At 60.2% G+C, this 20,763-nt stretch carries 20 protein-coding genes; 10 read left to right on the forward strand and 10 right to left on the reverse strand.

Going from position 1 to position 20,763, the window contains the following annotated elements:
• Positions 1-249 precede the first annotated feature (249 nt).
• Complete coding sequence (locus tag K7H94_RS20740; protein WP_021509063.1) at positions 250-1,608, forward strand: putative bifunctional diguanylate cyclase/phosphodiesterase; 1,359 nt, start codon at positions 250-252, stop codon at positions 1,606-1,608.
• Between the two features lie 202 nt (positions 1,609-1,810).
• Here the strand turns inward: K7H94_RS20740 and K7H94_RS20745 are convergent, their stop codons facing one another.
• From K7H94_RS20745 to K7H94_RS20780, 8 genes are all read right to left on the reverse strand, one after another.
• Positions 1,811-2,722, reverse strand: coding sequence for an ABC transporter substrate-binding protein (locus tag K7H94_RS20745; protein ID WP_222952110.1), 912 nt, complete (start codon positions 2,720-2,722; stop codon positions 1,811-1,813).
• Positions 2,722-3,516 (reverse strand): amino acid ABC transporter ATP-binding protein, encoded by a 795-nt coding sequence (locus tag K7H94_RS20750; RefSeq protein WP_021509061.1) that lies wholly within the window; start codon positions 3,514-3,516, stop codon positions 2,722-2,724. The genes K7H94_RS20745 and K7H94_RS20750 overlap by 1 nt, the downstream gene beginning before the upstream one ends.
• Positions 3,500-4,426, reverse strand: a complete 927-nt coding sequence (locus K7H94_RS20755) for an amino acid ABC transporter permease (protein ID WP_222952111.1) — start codon at positions 4,424-4,426, stop codon at positions 3,500-3,502. The genes K7H94_RS20750 and K7H94_RS20755 overlap by 17 nt, the downstream gene beginning before the upstream one ends.
• An 11-nt stretch (positions 4,427-4,437) precedes the next feature.
• Positions 4,438-4,950, reverse strand: a complete 513-nt coding sequence (locus tag K7H94_RS20760; RefSeq protein WP_021509059.1) for a GNAT family N-acetyltransferase — start codon at positions 4,948-4,950, stop codon at positions 4,438-4,440.
• A gap of 9 nt (positions 4,951-4,959) precedes the next feature.
• Complete coding sequence (locus K7H94_RS20765) at positions 4,960-5,892, reverse strand: ABC transporter substrate-binding protein (RefSeq protein ID WP_021509058.1); 933 nt, start codon at positions 5,890-5,892, stop codon at positions 4,960-4,962.
• 17 nt (positions 5,893-5,909) lie between these two features.
• The gene (locus tag K7H94_RS20770) at positions 5,910-7,223 is read right to left on the reverse strand and encodes an LLM class flavin-dependent oxidoreductase (RefSeq protein ID WP_420874732.1); all 1,314 of its coding nucleotides are present in this window, start codon (positions 7,221-7,223) and stop codon (positions 5,910-5,912) included.
• A 79-nt stretch (positions 7,224-7,302) separates the two neighbouring features.
• Positions 7,303-8,439, reverse strand: a complete 1,137-nt coding sequence (locus K7H94_RS20775; RefSeq protein WP_222952112.1) for an amidohydrolase — start codon at positions 8,437-8,439, stop codon at positions 7,303-7,305.
• A 12-nt stretch (positions 8,440-8,451) separates the two neighbouring features.
• Positions 8,452-9,447, reverse strand: a complete 996-nt coding sequence (locus K7H94_RS20780; RefSeq protein WP_222952113.1) for an MsnO8 family LLM class oxidoreductase — start codon at positions 9,445-9,447, stop codon at positions 8,452-8,454.
• 418 nt (positions 9,448-9,865) lie between these two features.
• Between K7H94_RS20780 and K7H94_RS20785 the strand changes: the two genes are divergently transcribed.
• From K7H94_RS20785 to K7H94_RS20820, 8 genes are read left to right on the forward strand one after another with little or no spacing between them, the layout of a single operon-like run.
• Positions 9,866-11,488 carry a TIGR04028 family ABC transporter substrate-binding protein gene (locus K7H94_RS20785; RefSeq protein WP_222952114.1) on the forward strand — a complete coding sequence of 541 codons (1,623 nt, stop codon included), beginning with the start codon at positions 9,866-9,868 and terminating at the stop codon, positions 11,486-11,488.
• A 10-nt stretch (positions 11,489-11,498) separates the two neighbouring features.
• Entirely contained in the window at positions 11,499-12,443 is a 945-nt protein-coding gene (locus K7H94_RS20790; RefSeq protein ID WP_193750276.1) for an ABC transporter permease, read from the forward strand.
• Positions 12,440-13,297: an ABC transporter permease gene (locus K7H94_RS20795; protein ID WP_021509051.1), complete on the forward strand. Its 858-nt coding sequence runs from the start codon at positions 12,440-12,442 to the stop codon at positions 13,295-13,297. Before K7H94_RS20790 ends, K7H94_RS20795 begins: the two co-directional genes overlap by 4 nt.
• Positions 13,294-14,904 (forward strand): dipeptide ABC transporter ATP-binding protein, encoded by a 1,611-nt coding sequence (locus K7H94_RS20800; RefSeq protein ID WP_222952115.1) that lies wholly within the window; start codon positions 13,294-13,296, stop codon positions 14,902-14,904. The genes K7H94_RS20795 and K7H94_RS20800 overlap by 4 nt, the downstream gene beginning before the upstream one ends.
• Complete coding sequence (locus K7H94_RS20805) at positions 14,901-15,905, forward strand: putative FMN-dependent luciferase-like monooxygenase (protein WP_021509049.1); 1,005 nt, start codon at positions 14,901-14,903, stop codon at positions 15,903-15,905. The genes K7H94_RS20800 and K7H94_RS20805 overlap by 4 nt, the downstream gene beginning before the upstream one ends.
• Before the next feature lie 12 nt (positions 15,906-15,917).
• Entirely contained in the window at positions 15,918-17,021 is a 1,104-nt protein-coding gene (locus K7H94_RS20810; protein ID WP_222952116.1) for an alkylhydroperoxidase domain protein, read from the forward strand.
• Positions 17,022-17,023: 2 nt separating this feature from the next.
• Entirely contained in the window at positions 17,024-17,401 is a 378-nt protein-coding gene (locus K7H94_RS20815) for a peptidase dimerization domain-containing protein (protein WP_222952117.1), read from the forward strand.
• A gap of 23 nt (positions 17,402-17,424) precedes the next feature.
• Positions 17,425-18,273, forward strand: coding sequence for a VOC family protein (locus tag K7H94_RS20820; RefSeq protein WP_222952118.1), 849 nt, complete (start codon positions 17,425-17,427; stop codon positions 18,271-18,273).
• 1 nt (position 18,274) lies between these two features.
• On the opposite strand, the gene fetB is transcribed toward K7H94_RS20820, so the two are convergent.
• On the reverse strand, positions 18,275-19,036 hold the full coding sequence (gene fetB / locus K7H94_RS20825) for an iron efflux ABC transporter permease subunit FetB (RefSeq protein ID WP_021509035.1): 762 nt from the start codon (positions 19,034-19,036) through the stop codon (positions 18,275-18,277).
• On the reverse strand, positions 19,023-19,691 hold the full coding sequence (fetA, locus tag K7H94_RS20830) for an iron efflux ABC transporter ATP-binding subunit FetA (RefSeq protein ID WP_222952119.1): 669 nt from the start codon (positions 19,689-19,691) through the stop codon (positions 19,023-19,025). Before fetA ends, fetB begins: the two co-directional genes overlap by 14 nt.
• A gap of 124 nt (positions 19,692-19,815) precedes the next feature.
• Between fetA and K7H94_RS20835 the strand changes: the two genes are divergently transcribed.
• Positions 19,816-20,754 (forward strand): nickel/cobalt transporter, encoded by a 939-nt coding sequence (locus K7H94_RS20835; protein WP_222952120.1) that lies wholly within the window; start codon positions 19,816-19,818, stop codon positions 20,752-20,754.
• Positions 20,755-20,763: the final 9 nt, after the last annotated feature.

Here is a 20,763-nt window from a genome sequence, read left to right on the forward strand (position 1 = left end):
CACTGGCGAGGAACAATCGGGTCGCGCTGCGCGCGCCTTCGCCGTTATAGCGCATCGCTTATCGCTGGCGGCGTTAAATATTGCGCCTGAATGCGTTAATAGCGCTATTTGACGCCGCTTATGTCAAATATAAAAATCCGCGCTTAACGCGCAAATAATCTGAAAACAATTATGACAGTCGTCTCGCTTAAATATATTATGTGGCGTTTACACCTTCACGCGTCATGACAATAAAACCCGGAACCGTTTATGAACCCTTTGTTGAGTTCAGCCTGGTCGCGCATCCGTAATCTGCCCTTCATTCTGCAGGGTGATAGCCCGGAAAAAAAGCTCCGCCTGACGCTGCTGATTGCCGGCGTCGCCAGTATCGTGGCCGGTATCTTTATGGCAACACTGAATTTCAGTCGCGGTCATCATGACATTGGCTGTCTGTATATCGCCAGTATAGCGCTGGGGGGCTACATCATCATCGGCGCCTTCAGCGACCGGCTGGAGCGGCATCTGGCGATCATTACCCATGCGTTATTATTCACCATCATCGTGCTGTTGCTGGTGGATAATCACCACGCTGCCGGCAAGCGTTCAGAATATAACTATCTGGTGGCCTTGATCATCGGTTCGGCACTGGTGTTGCGCCAGCAATCCTTTTATCTGAGTAAAATATTTCCGCTGCTGTGCCTGCTGTGTTATCTGTTTTTTGTCACCACCGGTCTGATCTGGGAAAATAATCGTTTCCATCTGAATATTCCGCAGGAAGCCGTTTTTACCGTTTTCAATTGTGCAGTGCCGGTGACGGCACTGCTGTCGACCGTGTTTACCTATGGCGGCAATTATTCCGCCACCGATCTTATCAAGCGCGAGCTCGCGTCCGCCATCGAGCGCCAGCAGCTGGAGCTCTATTATCAGCCGCAGGTCGATGGCGACAAAAATCTCATCGGTTTTGAAGCGCTGCTGCGCTGGAAGCACCCGGAGAAAGGCTTTATCTCACCGGAAGTGTTTATTCCGGTAGCCGAAAAAAGCGGGCTGATTATCGATATTGGCAAGTGGGTGCTGGAGCGCATGCTGCAACAAATCGTTGAGTGGGATCGCGTGCTGCGGCTGCCCCCGCTGGTGTTTTCCATCAATATCAGCCCGCTGCAGTTGATGCACCGCGACTTCACCCATGACACGCTGCTGACGCTGTCGCATTACAAAATCCGTCCCGAGCGGCTGAAGTTTGAAATTACCGAGACCACCTTTATTTACGATCAGCAGCGCATTGGCGATGTCATTAACCACTTCAGCCAGTTAGGGATTAAGTGGGCGATCGACGATTTCGGCGTCGGTTACTCTTCGCTTAAGTCGCTGAGTGATTTCGCTATTGATGATATTAAGATTGATAAATCCCTGATCATGCATATTTTTGAAAACGAATCGGCGGCGATTGTGGTGCAAAAGACCATTGAGCTGTCGCGCGCGATGGGGCTGAACGTGCTGGCAGAAGGCATTGAGAGCGAGGAGTATTTCGAGCACCTGCGCAATAAGGGCTGCCATTTATTCCAGGGCTACCATTTTGCCCGCCCGCTGCCCGCCGCCGAAGCATTGCAGTGGATAAAAAAAGCAGGGTAAACCGGGCGGGATGACGTGAGGACGGATTGCTGTGTCCTCACGCAATACACCACATTGCACGAAACTGTGGAGGCGCGATTTATCGCGCTAATGTTCAGAAGCGCCATGCCCTCCCGGCATAGCGCAATGAATTGTGCCGTTACCGCTATTGCCTGTGTTGTTGAACGGATAAAAACTCATCTCGCCGCTCTGCCACCCCGCCCTAATTATCCTGATAAACAATTCCGGGCGGATTAACCTGCGAAATCTCTACTGCTTCGCCCTCTTCACCCCATCTTGCCAGCACCTGGTGGTACTGGCCACCAGCGATAGCGCCGTTGATCGCCTGCTGCAGCGCGACGTCCAGGCCATTGCCCTTCTTCGTGGTGACCGCCACCCAGGCGCGAAACGGTCCGTGCCCGACAATTTTGGTTTGCCCGCGCGAAGCCACTTTCCACGCCGCCATGGCCTGCGGGCCGAATGACGCATCGGCCCGGCCAGAGAGCAGCGCCAGCGTGGCGGAGGCATCATCGTTGAGATAAATCGGCTGCACCGGGGCAAGGCCCTGCGCCCGATTCTTCTCATCCCAGCTCAGTAAGATTCGCTCCTGATTGGTACCGGAGCCCACAATAATCCGTTTGCCGGCCACGTCTTCCCGGCGACGAATCGCGCTGATTTTACTGTCCGCTTTCACCGCGAAGGCGTGGTTATCCGCGCGATAGGTGGCGAAATCGAATTTCTGCTTGCGCTCCTCGGTCACCGCGATATTAAACATCGCCACATCATAGCGCCCTGCCGTGATGCCCAGCGGCCAGTCCTCCCACGCCGCCGGCACCAGCCTGAGTTTCAGACCGAGGCTGTCGGCCAGCAGGCGCGCAATGTCCGGGTCGCTGCCGATCAGCGTTTTATTATCGGACGCCCAGAGGCCAATCGGCGGTGAATTATTGGCTGAAGTGGCGACGGTTAAATAGCCGGGTTGAACAAAATGAAACCCGGCGGGGATCTTCGCGATCGCCTGCGGGTTGGCCGCCATAGTGATCGGCGTTTCGTTATGACTGGCGTCAAGCTGTTGCGCGCCTGTCGCGGGTGCCGCCAGCACCGCACCCGCCAGCGCGACTATGATCACTTGCTTCATTACAGCACCCTGGCGAGGAAACGTTTGGTGCGCTCATGACGCGGCTGATTTAGCACCTGCTGGCTGCTGCCCTGCTCAACCACGCGCCCGTCAACCATAAACACCACGTTATCCGCCACTTCGCGCGCAAAGCCGATCTCGTGCGTGACAATCACCAGCGTGGTGCCGGAGCGCGCCAGTTTTTTAATCACATCCAGCACTTCGCCCACCAGTTCCGGGTCGAGCGCCGAAGTCGGCTCATCAAACAGCATCACGCGCGGGTTGAGCATCAGCGCACGCGCAATCGCAATGCGCTGCTGCTGACCGCCAGAGAGATGCCGCGGCCAGGCATCGGCTTTGTGCCGCAGGCCGACCACATCCAGCAGTTCACCGGCGCGATCGATCGCTGCCCGGCGCGACAGCTGACGATGGGCAATCGGCGCTTCAATCAGATTTTCCAGCACCGTCAGGTGCGGAAACAGATTGAAGTTCTGGAACACATAGCCGACGTTGATGCGCTGCCGCAAAATCGCCTTCTCTTTCAGCTCATACAACTTATCGCCGCGCCGCTGGTAGCCGATGTAATCGCCATCGATCTGAATAAAGCCTTCATCCACGCGCTCCAGATGATTGATGGTGCGCAGCAGCGTCGATTTGCCAGAACCGGACGGCCCGAGGATCACCGTCACCGAACCGGGAGCCAGCTCAAGCGACACCTCATCCAGCGCTTTATGCCGGCCAAACGTCTTGCTGACGCCGGTAATACTGATGGCGCCGGTGGTATGCAGATAGCGGTAATCAATGGCTTCGGACATGAGACAGCTCCTCGTTGACGGCAGGGTTCGCGCTGCGGTTGCGCCACTGGCGCCAGCGCGAAGGTTGCGGTTCACGCGTGACGCTGCGTGCCAGCCAGCGCTCGACGCTGTGCTGCAGCAGCGACAGCACGGTGGTGATGATCAGATACCAGGCGGCCCCGACCATCAGCAGCGGGATCACCTGCTGGGTGCGGTTGTAGATCATCTGGATGGTGTAAAACAGCTCGGGCATCGCCAGCACATACACCATTGAGGTGCCCTTGGCGAGGCTGATGATCTCATTAAAGGTGGTGGGAATAATCGCGTGCAGCGCCTGCGGCAGAATGATGCGAAACGTGCGACGCGACGACGATAATCCCAGCGCCGAAGCGGCTTCAAACTGACCGTGATCGACACCGAGAAACCCACCGCGAATAATCTCCGCGCTATACGCGCTCTGCACCAGCGTCAGGCCAATCACCGCCGCCGGGAACTGGCCGAGCACGTTGATGGTCTGGAAGTGCCCCCACGACAGGGCGGTGAACGGAATACCGAACGACAGCGTGTCGTACAGGTACGAGAAGTTATACAGAATAATCAGCACCACAATCAGCGGCAGCGAGCGAAACAGCCAGATATAGCCAAACGCCAGCGTGCTCAGCAGCCACGATGACGAGAGCCGCGCCAGGGCCAGCAGGCCGCCGAATATCAGGCTCAGCAGCGTGCCGCACAGCGTCAGCAGCAGCGTTTGTCCCAGGCCATTGAGGATCACCGGATCGAAAAACCAGCGGGCAAACACGCTCCACTCCCAGCGCGGATTAAAGGCCACGGAATCGATCACCGCCGCAAGGATAAACAGCGCGATGATGGCACCGACGGTACGCGCCGGATAGCGTGCCGGCACCACGGTCAAAGGTTGTTGCTTACTCATGGTGGCTCTCCTTAGCTGGCCTGCGCCACGTTGTGCACATCAATGACTTTGAGAAAACGCAGCCGGCCATCGTGCGGCGGCTGGCCGTAAATCTCCATATCTTCGCGCAGCTCAAACTGCGGCTGATAGCCGTGGCCGATATACAGCTGTACCGCTTCCGGCTGACGGAAACCGGTGGTGAGAAACACGCGCTGATAGCCTGCGCGCAGCGCCCGGCGCTCCAGTTCCTGCAGGATCAGCAGTGCCAGTCCCTGACGGCGCAGGTCACGCCGCGTCCAGATGCGCTTCAGTTCGGCGGTGGTAGCATCCCACGGTTTGTAGGCACCCATGGCGATGATCTCACCGTCGCGCTCCAGCACGATGAACAGCCCGCGCGGCGGCAGATACCACTCGGTCAGCTCGACTTCATTGTGTTTTCTGAAGAAATCGCCGTAGCGTGCGGCATATTCACCAAACAGACCGTCAAGAATCGGCTGCAGCTCCGGCGCTTCCGGTGACACTTCGCGGAAAAATTGCTGGCTCATGCCGCCTCCTTAATCGCCCAGTCCGGGCGGATTGATCTCGGAACGATCCAGACGCTCCACGCCTTCACCCCAGCGGTTCAGCACCTTGTCGTAGTCACCGTTTTTGATCACGCCGTTGAGTGCGGTGTTGATTGGCTGCACCAGCCCGTTGTCTTTCTTCACGGTCACCGCGATGTGCGCCGCCTTCGGCCAGCCGCCGTCCACGCTACCCACCAGCCGGGTCTTTTTGGTCAGCGCCGCTTTCCACGCGCCAATCACGTTAGGGCCGAAGTAAGCGTCGGCGCGCCCGGCCTGTAGCGCCAGCGTCTGCGCAGCGTCATCTTTGGTATAAACCGGTGTGAAAGGCTTCAGTCCCTTAGCCTGATTCTCTTTATCCCAGGCCAGCAGGATGGCCTCCTGATTGGTGCCGGAGCCGACGATGATGCGCAGGCCGGCAATATCTTCTGCCTTGCTCAGCGAGGTAATCGGGCTGCTGGTTTTCACATAGAAGCCCAGCGAATCTTTACGGTAGGTGGCAAAATCAAAACGCTGTTTACGATCTTTGGTCACCGTCACGTTGGTAATCGCCGCGTCATATTTGCCCGATGCCACGCCCAGCGGCCAGTCTTCCCACGAGGTGGGCACGATGTTGAGCTTCAGCCCGAGGCTGTCGGCCACCAGACGCGCGATATCCACCTCACTGCCCAGCAGCGTTTTATTGTCGTCGCTGAATACCGTGAGCGGCGGCGAGTTGAGTGCCGCCACCGCCACGGTGAACGATCCCGGCACAGCAAATTTGTGGCCCGCCGGAATTTGCGCCACGGCGGCAGGATTCTCTGGCGTGTTGATGGGCGTTTTATTGGCGGCAAGGCTCACCTGCTGACCATTGACGGCCACGTCCTCGGCCAGTGCAGCACTGCTCAGGCTCAGTAACAGCAGCGCAATCAGGGATTTTTTCTGCATAGCGTGTTTTCTCATCGTTATTGTGGTGTGAACTGGTTGAGCGGCTGTTTCAGACCAAAGCTGGCGCGCAGCGTGCTGCCCGGGTATTCGCGACGCGTCAGGCCGCGCGCCTGGAGAACCGGAATCACCTGATCAACAAAACGCTCGAAGGTGTCCGGCGTGCCGCCCTGAATAATGAAACCGTCAGTGGCTTCGGTTTCGAACCACAGCTGCAGACCATCCGCCACCTGCTGTGGCGTACCGTGAAACAGCGGACGCGGCGTCGCGGCTTCCAGCGCGGCCTGGCGGAGCGTATGGCCGTGTTCAAGCGCTTTGCGTTTGATTTCGTCGGTGGTGCTACGGAAGCTGTTCTGGCCAATATCGCCAATGTCCGGGAACGGCTGGTCGAGCGGATACTGCGAGAAGTCGTGATGGTCAAAGAAGCGACCGAGATAGTTGAGTGCATCCTCAATCGAGACCAGCGCCGCGGTGGTCTGGTACTGACGCTCGACGTCTGCGTCATCCTCCCCCACGATCACACTGACGCCCTGGAAAATGTGCAGATCGCCCGGTTCACGCCCGTTCGCCACCAGCTGCTGCTTCACATCCCGGTAGAACGCCTGCGCTTCTTCGCGCGTTGGCTGATGGGTGAAGATGGCATCGGCATGACGCGCCGCCAGCTTGCGGCCATCTTCCGATGCGCCCGCCTGAAAGATAATCGGCCGGCCCTGCGGCGTGCGCTCAATGTTCAGCGGCCCCTGTACCTGGAAAAAATCACCGTGATGATTCAGCGTGTGCAGTTTGTCAGGCGCATAGAACTGACCGCTGGCTTTATTGCGCACAAACGCGCCTTCTTCCCAGGAATCCCACAACCCTTTCACCACCTGCAGGTACTCGTCGGCGATGCGGTAGCGCAGCGCATGCTCGGGATGCTGCTGACGCGAAAAGTTTTTTGCCGAGCCCTCCAGCGGCGATGTCACCACATTCCAGCCCGCGCGCCCGCCGCTGAGATGGTCGAGACTGGCGAACTGGCGGGCAATGGTGAACGGCTCACTGTAGGAAGTGGACACCGTACCGACCAGGCCGAGATGCTCGGTGACGCCGGCCAGCGCCGACAGCAGCGTCAGCGGTTCAAAGCGGTTAAGAAAGTGCGGGATCGATTTCTCATTGATGAACAGGCCATCGGCGACAAACAGGAAATCCAGTTTGCCAGCCTCGGCTTTACGGGCGATACGGCGGGCGTAATCAAAACTGATGCTGGCATCCGCCTGCGCCGCCGGATGACGCCAGGCGGACATGTTGCCGGATGCGCCGTGCAGAATGGTGCCGAGGCGCAGTTGTCTTGCAGTCATAATCGTCTCTCTTTGCTCATGGCGCAGCCTGTCGGCGATAGCCTTATCGCCGTACAGCGCTGCCAGAAATGGAAGAAAATCAGTTAATGATGGCGTCGCGACATCGCGCGTTTAGCTGCTGCAATGCCTGTTGCGCCAGCTGACTAAAGTAGTGTGCCGCCGGGGCGATCAGCGCTTCATCGGGGTTGAAGCCACCGTGATGCAGGCCAAATTCACTGGCGCTGCCAATGCTGACAAACGCGCCAGGGAGCTGCTGCAGGTAATAAGCGAAATCTTCGCCGCCAAGGTGTAGCTCAGCCTGTTGCACCTGATAACCCACCTGCTGCGCCACCTGACTGGCAAACTGTGCCCAGTGGGCGTCGTTCTCCAGTACCGGCGGCCCCGGATGCCAGCTAAAGGTGGCCGTGGCACCGCTGGCGGCGGCGATATTGACCACCACCTCGCGCGCACGCTGCTCCAGCTGCGCGCGCACCTGTTTATCGTGCGTGCGCACCGTGCCGCCAAATTCCGCTTCAGCCGTCGGCTGACCGTCGTGCCTGTGCGCATCAATCCGCGTGACGCTCAGCACCAGACTGTCCAGCGTATTAAAGCTGCGGCTGGTGAGGGATTGCAGCGCCTGAATAATCTGGCTGGCGACCAGGATGCTGTTCACGTCCGCGCGGGTGCTGTGCACGCGCACCACAAATTTATCGGCGTTTGCGTAAAACGCACCGCTGCGCGTGGCAAAGGTGCCCGTGGGCAAACCCGGTTCGTTGTGCATGCCAAAAATCGCCTGTACCTGATCCAGCACCCCCGCGTCGATGAACTGGCGCGCGCCCTGGGCAATCTCTTCCGCCGGCTGGAACAGGATGCGCACCCGCCCCGCTAGCTGAGCTTCCCGTGCTTTCAGCTGCAGCGTGGCACCCAGTATCACCGCACTGTGCACATCGTGACCGCAGGCGTGCATGACGCCGGCTTGCCGTGAACGAAAAGGCAGCCCGGTGGCTTCATGGATCGGTAATGCATCGATATCGGCACGCAGGGCGATCAGGGGCGCGCCCTGACCCACTTCCGCCACCACGCCGGTGTGCAGCGGATAATCCAGCAGGCGCACGTCAGCCTGCTGCAGCCAGCGGCGCAGCCGCGCGCTGGTTTCCACTTCATGACCGGAGAGTTCCGGCCAGCTGTGCAGCTCGCGCCGCCAGTCAATCAGCTGCTGTTCGCTTACTATCGTCACAGGACCTCCCGGTCAGGCGCTAACCAGACGATGCGTCGCCAGCAGTTCGAGGGATTTCACCCGCGCCTGCTCCTCCGCCACCGGCGTATCAATAACAAACTCTTCAATGCCGTAGCGCTGGTGCAGCGCATCAAGCTGCGCGTGCACCTGTGCCGCGGTCCCTTTCAGCAGCGACGGCGTGCGTGGCTCAATCACGTAGTCACTGAAACCGCCCTGACGCACATAGCGCTCAGCCTGTTCAATGCTGCCGACGTTAACGCTCTGTCCGCCCGTCACGCTGACGTGATAAATGCGCAGTGTGTCGACCAGCAGGTCAGCTTCTGCCGGCGAATCCGCCACCACCACCTGTACCGCCACCAGCGCACGCTGACCCTGACTGTGCTGGCGATAGCTGTTCAGCACCTGCGCCATCAATTGCGGATCGCCGTTGTGGTGTGCGGCGAACACCAGCTGCCAGCCGAGCTCTGCCGCCAGTCGGGCGCTCGCTTCGCTGGCCCCGAGCAGAAAGCGATTGGCCGGACGCGGCGGCTGCGGCGTGGCGCGCAGGATCTCCTCATCCCCCACCGGCGGCACACTGAGCCAGCTATCCAGCAGCGCCAGCTGTTCGGCAAAGCTGCCTTTCTCCTGCTGGCGCACACCCAATTGCAGCGCGCGGGTGGAAAGCGGCAGTCCGCCGGGCGCTTTACCCACGCCCAGGTCAATACGTCCAGGTGCCAGCGCAGCCAGCAGGTTGAAGTTTTCCGCCACTTTATAAGGGCTGTAGTGCTGCAACATCACGCCGCCGGAACCCACGCGGATATGCCGGGTCTGGCCGATGATCCAGGCAATCAACAATTCCGGCGAAGGACTCGCCAGCTGCTCGCTGTTGTGGTGCTCCGCCAGCCAGAAGCGGTGATAACCCCAGGCTTCCGCGCGCTGAGCCAGCTGCAGTGTGCGATGCAGGGCCTGCGTGGCGCTCTCACCTGCTGCAATCGGTGATTTGTCGAGCAAACTCAGTCGGTATGACATGCGCCTGTTCCTTATTTCGATGAATAGGGTTGCGATGAATATGGCGCTTAGTGTGGCGGGGAGATTTATATTTCGTAAAACAACTAAATCGGCAAAGCGATTCAGGAAATGAGAAATAGTCATAATACTGGTGCATGAAAGCCTGATTTTGGTAAAGCGGATTTCGCTTTCTGTCGGGTTAACATTACGCGAGCCGGTAATGATCTGCAGCAGCAATAACCTCAGTGCAGGTTTTCAGGTTGAGAAAAAAACAATTTTTATCGAGCCAGGAAAACAACCCGGTAATTGCGGCATACAATTAATTCTCCGCTTTTGTTATTTTCGCAAAAGCTTAGTGCAATTCATTGGTTCAACTCACGGGTTGCACATTTGATGATGATTTCAGCCCACCGGGCACTTGATAACAAAGGAAATCATCATGAAGACGCATTTTCACTTGCGGGCGCTGAGCTTAGCCCTGCTGACAGGGATATTTAGCGCCCACGCGGCGGAGACGCCGGTCAAAGGCGGCACGCTGATTTATCTGGAACAGCAGGCACATACCAATCTTTATCCGCCGGCCGGGGGTTTTTATCCCAACGGCGGCATTCTTAATCAGATCACCGACAAACTGACGTGGCAAAATCCGAAAACGCTGCAGGTGGAACCGTGGATTGCCGAAAGCTGGAGCAGCAACGCGGATAAAACGGAATATACCTTTAAAATTCGTCCTGGCGTCACCTTTTCCGATGGCACGCCGCTGGATGCGAATGCCGTAGCGAAAAACTTTGATACTTACGGACTCGGTAATAAAGCCCAGCGCCTGCCGGTATCTGAAGTGATTAATAATTACCAACGCAGCGAAGTGATTGATCCCCAGACGGTGAAGTTTTATTTCAAACAGCCCTCACCTGGATTTTTACAGGGCACGGCCACCATTGGCTCCGGGCTGGTTTCCCTCAGCACGCTGCAGCGCAGCTTCGACCAGCTCGGCGATGCGCGCCATATTATTGGCTCCGGGCCATTTGTGGTCAGCGATGAAAAGCTTGGGCGGGAAGTGGATTTAACCGCGCGCAAAGATTACCAGTGGGGACCGAAAAACAGCGCCCAGCAGGGACCGGCGAATCTGGCTGGCATCAAATTTATCGTCACACCGGAAGATAGCGTGCGCATCGGCGCACTGCTGGCCGGTCAGGCCGATTTTATTCGCCAGGTGCAGGCGTATGACGAAAAACAGGCACAGCAGCAGGCGTTCCCGGTTTACGCAGCGCCGACGCGTGGCGTCAACGACAGCATCAGCTTCCGCCCGGACAACCCGCTGGTCAGCGATCTGCGCGTACGTCAGGCGCTGTTGCACGCGACCAACGCGCAGCAGGTGGTGCAAACCCTGTTTTCACCTAACTATCCGCAGGCCACCTCGGTACTCGCCGCCTCGGCCGCCGGGTATGTCAACCTCGCGGACAAACTGAAATACGATCCCGCCCGCGCCGGGCAACTGCTTGATGAGGCTGGCTGGCAGCCCGGCAGCGACGGCATCCGCGCCAAAGCGGGTCAAAAGCTGGCCCTGACCGTGTATGAATCGCTGCCGCAGCCGCAGAACAAAGAAGTGCTGCAGCTGGTGGCCCAGCAGTGGCGTCAGGTTGGCGTCCAGCTCACGGTGAAAGCCGGTGACGCCGGCAGCCGCACGCTGGACAACCTCGATCCGCTAAAAACGCCGCTCACGGTCTCGGAAGTGGGCCGCGCCGACCCGGACGTGGTGAAGAGCATGTTTTATCCCGCCAACCGCGATGCGCTGCTGCAAAAAGGTGGCTCCAGCGACAAAGTCCGGCATTTCCGTGACGACCAACTCAACAAGCTATTGGTGGCGATCTCGGCCGAAGTCGATCCGGCGAAACGTCTGGCGCTCACCGGAGACGCCCAGCGTTATCTGCTGGATCAGGCTTATGTGATCCCGATCTTTGAAGAGCCGCAGGTGTTTGCCGGCGCGCCGTGGCTGAAGGGCGTGAGCTTTGAAGCCGTAGGCCGACCGTCGTTCTACGGCGCATGGCTGGAAAAACATTGAGAGGATGATGATGCGACACGCACTGCTGCATAGAGCGGGACAAAGCCTGCTGGTGTTATGGGCGGCGTTTACCCTGTCGTTTCTGCTGCTGCAGGTGCTGCCGGGCGATGCGGTGCTGATCAAGTTCCAGAATCCGGATCTGGGTCTCAGCCCGCAGCAAATTGCAGAGATGCGGCAGGCCTACGGTGCCGATAGCCCGATCTGGCAGCAGTATCTGCATACGCTGCTGGCGATGCTGCGCGGTGACTTTGGCTACTCGGTGCAGGCAGGTGTGCCGGTCAGCGATCTGCTGCGCAGCAATCTGCCCGCCACGCTGCAGCTGGCGCTGGCCGGATTTGCCGTTGCCTGCGTGGTGGCCTTCGCACTGGCGGCGCTGGCGCGGCTGCCGGCGCTGCGCCTGCTACGCGCGCTATTGCAGTCGCTGCCGGCGCTGTTTATTTCGCTGCCGACGTTCTGGCTTGGTATCGCGCTGATTCAGCTGTTCTCCTTTCAACTGCGCTGGATCCCGGTGATCAACCCATCGCCCCTGCAGGGGCTGATTTTGCCGGTGCTGACCGTCGCCGTGCCCATCTCCGCCCCACTGGCCCAGATTCTGCTGCGCAGCATCGATCAGGTTGCTACTCAGCCGTTTGTCGCCGTGGCCCGCGCCAAAGGTGCCAGCGCACCACACGTGCTGTGGCGCCATATCATGCGTAACGCGCTGCTGCCGGTGCTCAATGTGGCCGGTTTGCTGCTGGGGGAACTGATCGCGGGCGCGCTGATTACCGAAACCGTGTTCGGCTTAAGCGGCATCGGCCAGCTGACCCAGCAGGCGGTCAACAATCAGGATGTGGCGGTGTTACAGGCGGTGGTGATGATCTCCGCACTGGCGTTTGTACTGATCAACCTGCTGGTCGATCTGCTCATGCCGCTCTTCGACCCACGTCTGCAAACCGTAGCCGGAGGAAATTCATGAGTCTGGTCGATTACTCTACCGCGCGTCAGGGACAGCCGGCCTTGCGGCGCGATCGTGCCCGTCGCCTGCAGCCTGGCTTGTGGCTGGCATGGACGGTGCTGGCGCTGGCATTCGTGGCGGCCGTGGCACCGCAACTGTTCACCCACTATAGCCCGACCGAAGGCATTGCCGGCGCGCAGCGCTTAGCGCCGCACAGTGCGCACTGGCTCGGCACCGATCAACTCGGACGCGACCTGCTGGCGCGCATCGTCTATGGCGCCTCGCAGTCACTCTCTGCGGCGGTCGCGGCGGTGGCGATGGGGCTCACTGGCGGAACCGCGCTGGGCGTCCTGGCCGGGGCCGTGGGCGGCCGCACTGAACAGGCGCTGATGCGACTGGTGGATGTGCTGCTTTCAATCCCGGCGCTGCTGCTGTCATTAAGCCTGCTGATCCTGCTGGGTTTTGGCACCGTGCACGCTGCGCTGGCGGTGGGCATTGCCTCGATTGCCAGTTTTGCCCGGCTGGCGCGCGGCGAAGTGGTGCGGGTTCGCCGCAGTGAATATGTGGAAGCGGCTTATGGCAGTGGCGGCCGTTTCTGGCAGGTACTGTGGCGCCACATTGTCCCGAACTCGCTGACCGCGGTGATTGCCTTCGCCGCGCTGCAGTTCGGTCAGGCCATTCTGGCGCTCTCAACCCTCAGCTTTCTCGGCTATGGCACGCCGCCACCGACCCCCGAATGGGGTTTGCTGATCGCCGAAGGCCGCAACTATCTGGCTACCGCGTGGTGGCTGACTACCTTTCCCGGCGTGGTGGTGGTCGCCGTGGTGCTGGCGGCGAATCGCGTCAGCCGTCAGCTGGCAGGAGGTGACGCATGACAGCGCTATTGAGCGTGGAAAACCTCAGCCTCAGCTATCGCCAGCGCGGCGAGTGGCACGAAGTGGTACACAACGTGAGCTTTTCCCTGCAGCCGGGCGAGATGGTGGCGCTGGTCGGTGAATCCGGCTCAGGCAAAACCACCACGGCCCAGGCGATTATCGGTCTGCTGGCGGACAATGCCCGGCGCGATAGCGGTAAAATTTTGCTGAACGGCACCGATATCGCCGGCTGGTCATCCCGGCGCATGGACAGCGTGCGCGGCGTGCATATCAGCCTGGTGCCGCAGGATCCCGGTAATTCGCTTAATCCGGTGAAGACCATTGGCGATCAGGTTGGCGAAATCCTGCAGCTGCATCAGAAGCTTAGCCGGACCGCGCGCCAGCAGCGCGTGCTGGAACTGCTGCAAAAAGTTGGGCTGAGCCATCCTGAGCAGCGCCTGCATCAATATCCGCATCAGCTCTCTGGCGGGATGAAGCAGCGCGTGCTGATTGCCATCGCTCTCGCCCTGCAACCACAGTTGATCATCGCCGATGAGCCGACCAGCGCGCTCGATGTTACGGTGCAAAAGCGCATTCTCGATCTGCTCGACCAGCTACGCCGTGAGTTCGCCACCGCCGTGCTGTTTGTCACCCACGACCTGGCGCTGGCCGCGGAACGCGCTGACCGTCTGCTGGTGTTTCGTCACGGCGAGATCCAGGAACAGGGAAGCGCAGCGACGCTGGTCAGCGCGCCACAGCATCCTTATACCCGCCAGCTGTTACAGGACGCGGTGCCTGATGTTACCGCTCTGCCTTATCCGTCCGCAGCCCGTTTTTCCACCCCGGCGATTCAGCTCAACGCCATCGATAAACAGTTTGCGCTTGGCAGGCAGCAGACGCTGACGGTGGCGAAAGCGGTCAGCCTGACGGTGCCACGCGGTACGACGCACGCGCTGGTAGGTGAATCCGGCTCCGGCAAAACCACGCTGGCGCGCATTCTGCTTGGCTTTGAACGCGCCGATCGCGGCAAAGTGGTGATCGACGGCATTGATGCCAGCAGCCTGCGCGGCGAAGCGCTGCGTCAGCTGCGGCGCAAAATCCAGTTTGTTTACCAGAATCCGTTCGCCTCGCTCGATCCGCGCCAGACGCTGTTTAACATCATTGAAGAACCGCTGCGCAACTTTGGCTCGCTCAGCGCCGCCGCACGCCAGCAGCGGGTGCACGAGGTAGCGCAGCGCGTGGCACTGCCGCTGGATCTGCTGACGCGCAAGCCACGCGAGCTGTCCGGCGGCCAGCGTCAGCGCGTCGCCATCGCACGGGCGTTGATCCCGCAACCGGCGATCCTGGTGCTGGATGAGGCGACGTCAGCGCTGGACGTCACGGTGCAGGCGCAGATTCTGCAATTGCTGCAACAGTTACAGCGCGAGCTGGGCCTCACCTATCTGTTTATCACCCACGATTTAGCCACCGTACGACGACTGGCACACAGCGTTACCGTGCTGCGCGCCGGCGAAGTGGTTGAACAAGGTGACACCGTCACACTGTTCAATGCGCCGCAGCACCCTTACACCCGCGCGTTGATTGACGCCATTCCGGTTTTCCGTCCGCTGATTAAGGAGTCTGCATGACGCGCAAACGCATCGGTTTTTTTACCCGCCTGCTCGACGACACCACAGCGCAACAGCGCTACCGGCTGGCGACGGAACAAATTCAGCACGCTGAACGCTGCGGATTTGACAGTGCCTGGATCGCGCAGCACCACTTTCATGAAAAGGAAGGCGGGCTGCCCTCACCGCTGGTGTTTCTTGCTCACGTGGCCGCGCACACCCGTCATATCCGCCTCGGCACCGGCATCATCACCCTGCCGCTGGAAAATGCCCTGCGCGTGGCCGAAGACGCGGCGGTGCTGGACCTGCTGAGCGACGGACGACTGGAGGTGGGGCTCGGCTCCGGCGGCACGCCAACCTCATTTTTGCCGTTTGGCCTGACCAGCGAACAGCGCGCCGGCGTGTTTGCCGACCAGTTGCATACGCTGCTCAGCGCGTGGCGCGGCGACACGCTGGCCCATCCGGACAATCATCTCTATCCGCCGGCTCCCACGCTGGCGCAGCGTGTGTGGATCGCCACCTTTTCCGTTGCAGGCGCGACGCGTGCCGGCCAGGCCGGTCACGGGCTGATGTTATCGCGTACCCAGCCGCGGCCGGCGGGCCAGCCGGACCTGTCGCTGCAGCAGCTGCAAAACCCGATGATCGATGCTTATCTCGCGGCGCTGCCGTCGGGCGTGGCGCCCCGCATCCTGGCTTCACGCACCGCGTTTGTTGCCGACTCGAACGACTACGCGCGCCGCCTTGCCGCGCCCGGTCTGCAGCGCCAGGCGGAGCAGTTTCGCAAGGCGGGCCACGACATCACTGGCAGCACGCTGGAGAGCCACGCGCGCCAGCTCGATGCGCATATCGGCGATGCCGACGCGGTGCTGGCTTCGCTGCTGGCCGACAGCACGCTGACGCGCGCCACCGACATCACCTTCCAGGTGCACTCTATCGATCCGCCGCACGCCGATACGCTGCGTTCGGTGGCGTTAATTGCTGAACATATTGCCCCCACGCTGCGTGCGCTGGGTACCGCTTAACAGGAGAAAACCATGTCTCAGGCTACAGATTTACTGGCGGCACTGGCCGATATCGACCCGGCGGCGCAACTGGCAGAGGCGCGCAACGTGCGTCAGGCCGCGACCCGACACGCTCAGGGCAGCTATGAGGTGCTGTTTGGCGAGGATGACGACGATTTCCCGCTGGCGCAGCGCTACGCGCTCGCCGGGCAGGTCGCCGGCTGGCACGGCGTTACGTCATTGCAGGCACACTATCAGCAGCAACCCAGCGAAACTCCGGCAGATGCGCGCTTTGCCGCCGGTCGCGCCTTTGCTGAACTGCTGAGCCTGCATCCGGTCGACGCCACACCGCAACAACTGACCACGCTGCGCCATGCCGGCTGGACGCCGCGCGGCATCGTCACGCTGGCGCAGCTGGTGGGATTTGTCAGCTTTCAGAGTCGCCTGCTGACCGGCCTGCGCCTGCTGAGCGGTGAAACATCGCGCGCGCAGCCGCATGCGGTGGCCGGTAAATGGCATAGCGCCCCGCTCACGGCCAGCGGTCAGACTGCGCTCACTGCGTTTACCCAGCAGGAGCTGGGCTGGGAGCCGTGGCTGGCAGCCAAACCGCTCAGCGAGTTTACGGCGGAAGAACAGGCGACACTGGCAAAAAACGGTCATAGCGAGTCCGACTATTTCCGTCTGCTGGCGCGCAATCTGCCGCTGCTGGAACAACGCACGCTGACGGATAAAGGCATCTTTTATACGCCTGGCGGTTTGCCTCGCGCCGAGCGTGAACTGGCGGCCACGGTGGTGAGTAAAGTCAACGGCTGCATTTACTGCGCGTCCGTGCATGCCCGCAAAGCCAGTCAGCTGTCAAAAGATGAGACTGCGGTGCAGAAACTCCTGAATGTCGCGCCGGGTGCCGAGCTGGCACACGGCCAGTCCGCGCGCTGGGCGGCGATTATCGATTTTGTCGCCACCTTATCGCTAACCCCGGTCGCCAGCAGCCAGACCCAGCTGCAGGCGCTGCGCGAGCACGGGCTGGATACGCTGCAGCTGCTGGACCTGATCCAGTCCGCCGCGTTTTTTGCCTGGGCCAACCGCCTGATGCTAACGCTGGGCGAACCTTTCTTACCTGAACAGCCGCAGGGATGACCATGACACACACGTTATCTGCCACACCGGCAGCGTTTACTGACCATTTCCATATCACCATTCACGGCAAAGGCGCTCACGCTGCACGTCCGCATGAGGGCATCGACAGTATCGTTACCGGCAGCCACATCGTCAGCGCGCTGGCGGCCGCCGGCCTGGATGTCACCCGCTTTCAGGGTGGCAACAGCTGGAACGTGCTGCCGCCAGAGGTCGTCGTGGAAGGTGTGCTGCACAGCGAGGATGCCAGCGCGCGCCAGCGATCATCGGCGCAGGCCGCGACGCTGGTCAGCCATATTGCCCGGGCGTTCGGCGCCGACGCGCAGCTCGCCTGGCAACCGCAACGCGAAGCCGAACGCAGCGCGACACCGCGGTCATCGTAATGATGCGAACCAGGAGGCAAATAATGGCGATACCGGTACCCGTTCCACAGCTCGATCATGCAGTGATCAATGTTGCCGATCGGCTGGATGACGCCAGCGCGCTGTATCGCCGGCTCGGTTTCCAGCTCACGCCACGCGGCCATCATTCGCTGGGCTCCAGTAATCATCTGGCGGTGTTTGGTGATAATTATCTGGAACTGCTGGGCTATGAAGCCGGACGTGCGCACCAGCGTCAGGATATCTGGCAGGCACCGGCGGGCCTGAGCGGTCTGGTATGGAAAACCGGCGATGCCGATGCAGTGTGGCGCTATCTGGAAAGTCAGGATATTGATGGCGATCCCGCCGCCAGTTTTTACCGGCCGGTGCAGTTGCCGGATGGCAGCACACAGCAGGCGCGCTTTCGCACCGTACGCCTGCGCCCCGCTCTGGTGCCAAACGGACGCAGTTTTTTCTGCCAGCATGAGACACCGCAGGCGGTCTGGCAGCCAGTGTGGCAGCAGCATCCCAACGCGGTGACCGATATTATTGAGTTTGTGGTGGTGGCCCAGGATCCGGCAGCCGCCGCGCTGCCCTACAGTCGTTTATTTGGTGCCGATAAGCTCACCGCCTGTCAGCAGGGCGCGTTTGTGCTGAAAGCGGGCGTGGCCACCGTGCGCTTTGCCGCTGCGCACTATGTGACGCAGCGCTTTACCGGCCTGCCGCCCGATTATGACGGCAGTGCGCGTATGGCCGCGCTGACGCTGCGCAGCAGCGACTTACGCAGGGTGAAAGCCAGCCTGCTGCTGGGCGATGTGCCTTTCCGCGAAGAGCCGGATGCCATCGTGGTCAGCGCGGAACAGGCCAGCGGCGTGGCGCTGCGGTTTCAGGCGTAATCTACGGTTTAAGCTGCGCCCGCGCGGTGTAAAAGCGACGGTAGGACAGATACGCCGCGATGATGGTCGACAGGCTGGCGGTGGCAATCAGCATAAACGTCACCATGATCTGGTACTTGATCGCCTTAACCGGATCGATCCCGGCGAAAATCAACCCGGACATCATGCCTGGCAGACTTACCAGCCCCACCGTTTTCGCGCCGTCAACGGTGGGGATCATCGCGGCACGAATACTGTCACGCATCAGCCCGGCGGATGCGCGTTTGATCGGCGCGCCCAGGCTGAGCATCTCCATGATTTTCTGCTGGTTGTCGCTAAAGCGCTGATTGAGGTTAGTGAAACACAGCCCGACCGCCACCATGGCGTTACCGGCAATCATGCCGGAAATGGGGATTACCTGCATGGGAACAAAGGCAATGGCACCGCTCAGCAGCAGCACCGTTAGTGTCAGTGCCGTACCGCTGGTAATCGCCACCAGCGCGATGATAAAACCATGATCGATCCGCCGGCTGCGTTTGCGCGCATTCAGCGCTGCATTGACGCAGATAAACAGCACCATCAGCAGCGTCAGCCAGTCATTATTGACATCGAAAATTGACTTCAGCACATAACCGACGATCACCAGCTGGATAATGGCGCGCGTGACACTCCACAGAATGTCTTTGCTCATCCCCAGCTTCTCTTTCTGGCTAATCAGCAGCGCTACCAGCACCAGCATGAGTGAAAGCAGCAGCGAGCTGTCGCTGATATTATGCTGATTCATACTGTTCTCCCGCTGCGGGTGGGGTCAGCCGCAGAATACGCTCAGCGGCATCAATCTCCTGTACGTCATGGCTGATACGGATCACCGCCAGCCCTTTTTCCGCCACCAGCGCGGCAATCAGCTGGTTAACCCGTTGTTTATTGGGCTCGTCCAGTGCGCTGGTCACTTCGTCCAGCAGCAATATCTGTGGCAGAAACTGCAGATTGCGCAGCAAAGCCACCCGCTGCTTTTCACCCCCAGAGAGTCCGGCAACGTTTTTGTCCAGCAGGTCGCCGGATAAATGCAGACTGCGCAACGCCGCCACCAGCTGCTCGCGTGACGGTTGTTGCTGACGCAGTTGCCACGGCAGCGCCAGGTTATCGTAGACCGTGTCTCCAAACAGTTGCGGTGTCTGGAAACAGTAGGAGACCTGCTGGCGATAGTGTTCGACTTTCAGCGTGTGAATATCCCGCTGCTGAAACAGGATCTGGCCGCTATCGGGCTCCAGCAGTGAGGCAATAATTTTCAGCAACGTGCTTTTGCCGCTGCCGGACGGGCCGGTGAGCAACAGCGTTTCACCGGCGTACAGCTGCAGTGATACCGGCGCCAGCAAGGTGCGCCCCTGCACGGCCAGCGTGACGTCTTGTACCGCCAGCAAAGGAGAATCAGCAGACATAAAAGGCATCCGTGAGAAATTGTCGGCAGATTATAGTCAGCTGCACAAGGCAGGGGAATGCGTCACGATGCGGAGAGCGGCTGCCGTTTAACCGCCGTGGCTTTACAACGCGGCAGAAATCCGCATGCTGGTGACATTCAGGACCACTTTCTTCATTACTATGACCGCCACCAAAAACGGATTTCTCTGCGCGAGCGTGCTGCTGCTGAGCGCGCTGACGCTGCTGTCGTTGCACTGGAGCGCGTTTCAGGCATGGGCGCTGCAAAATCAGATTCAGCTGCACCGGCTGCTGGTTACCCATTTACTGCAAATCAATAGCGGCCAGTACAGTGCCGGACTGTGGCTGCTGGCCGTGACCTTCATTTACGGCATTCTGCACGCGGTGGGTCCCGGACACGGTAAATTTATCGTTACCACCTGGCTGACCACCCATCAGCCCCCGCGCGGCGTGGCGCTGAGCGTGCCGCTGCTGGGCAGCCTGGTGCAGGGCCTGAGCGCGATTGCCTTTGTCTTTATCCTCGCGGTTGGTTTTAACCTGACCACCGGCGATCTCAGCCTGAGCCGCTGGTATCTGGAGAAAGCCAGCGCTGTGTTCATTGCCGGGCTGGGCGTGATGCTGCTGCTGCAAGCCTGGCGCAGGCCGCCAGCGGAGCATCATCATCATGATCATTGCGGCCACGCGCATGGCGTCGCGGCTGGGCACCGCAGCGACTGGAAAAGCTGGACGGGTATTATTATTGCCACCGGCGTGCGGCCGTGCAGCGGTGCGCTGACGGTGCTGCTGTTCGCCAGCGTCATCGGCATTACGCGCTGGGGCATGCTGGCGGTGATGAGTATGGCGCTCGGTACCGGCATGGCGCTGGTGGCGCTGGCACTGTTTGTGCAGCATTATCGTCAGCGCGCCGGACAGCTGTGGCTGGCAGAACGCTCGCCGCAGGCGGCATCGCTGCTGAGAGCGGTACGGATCGCCGGTGGGATGTTGCTGGTGATGTTTGCGCTGGTGCTGTTTTTTACCGTGGTGCCGGTGAGTGCCAATGGGGATTATATTGCGGCGGGATGTTGAGGTGCATGG

The organism is Pantoea dispersa, assembly GCF_019890955.1.
GTDB classification, from domain to species: Bacteria; Pseudomonadota; Gammaproteobacteria; order Enterobacterales; family Enterobacteriaceae; genus Pantoea; species Pantoea dispersa.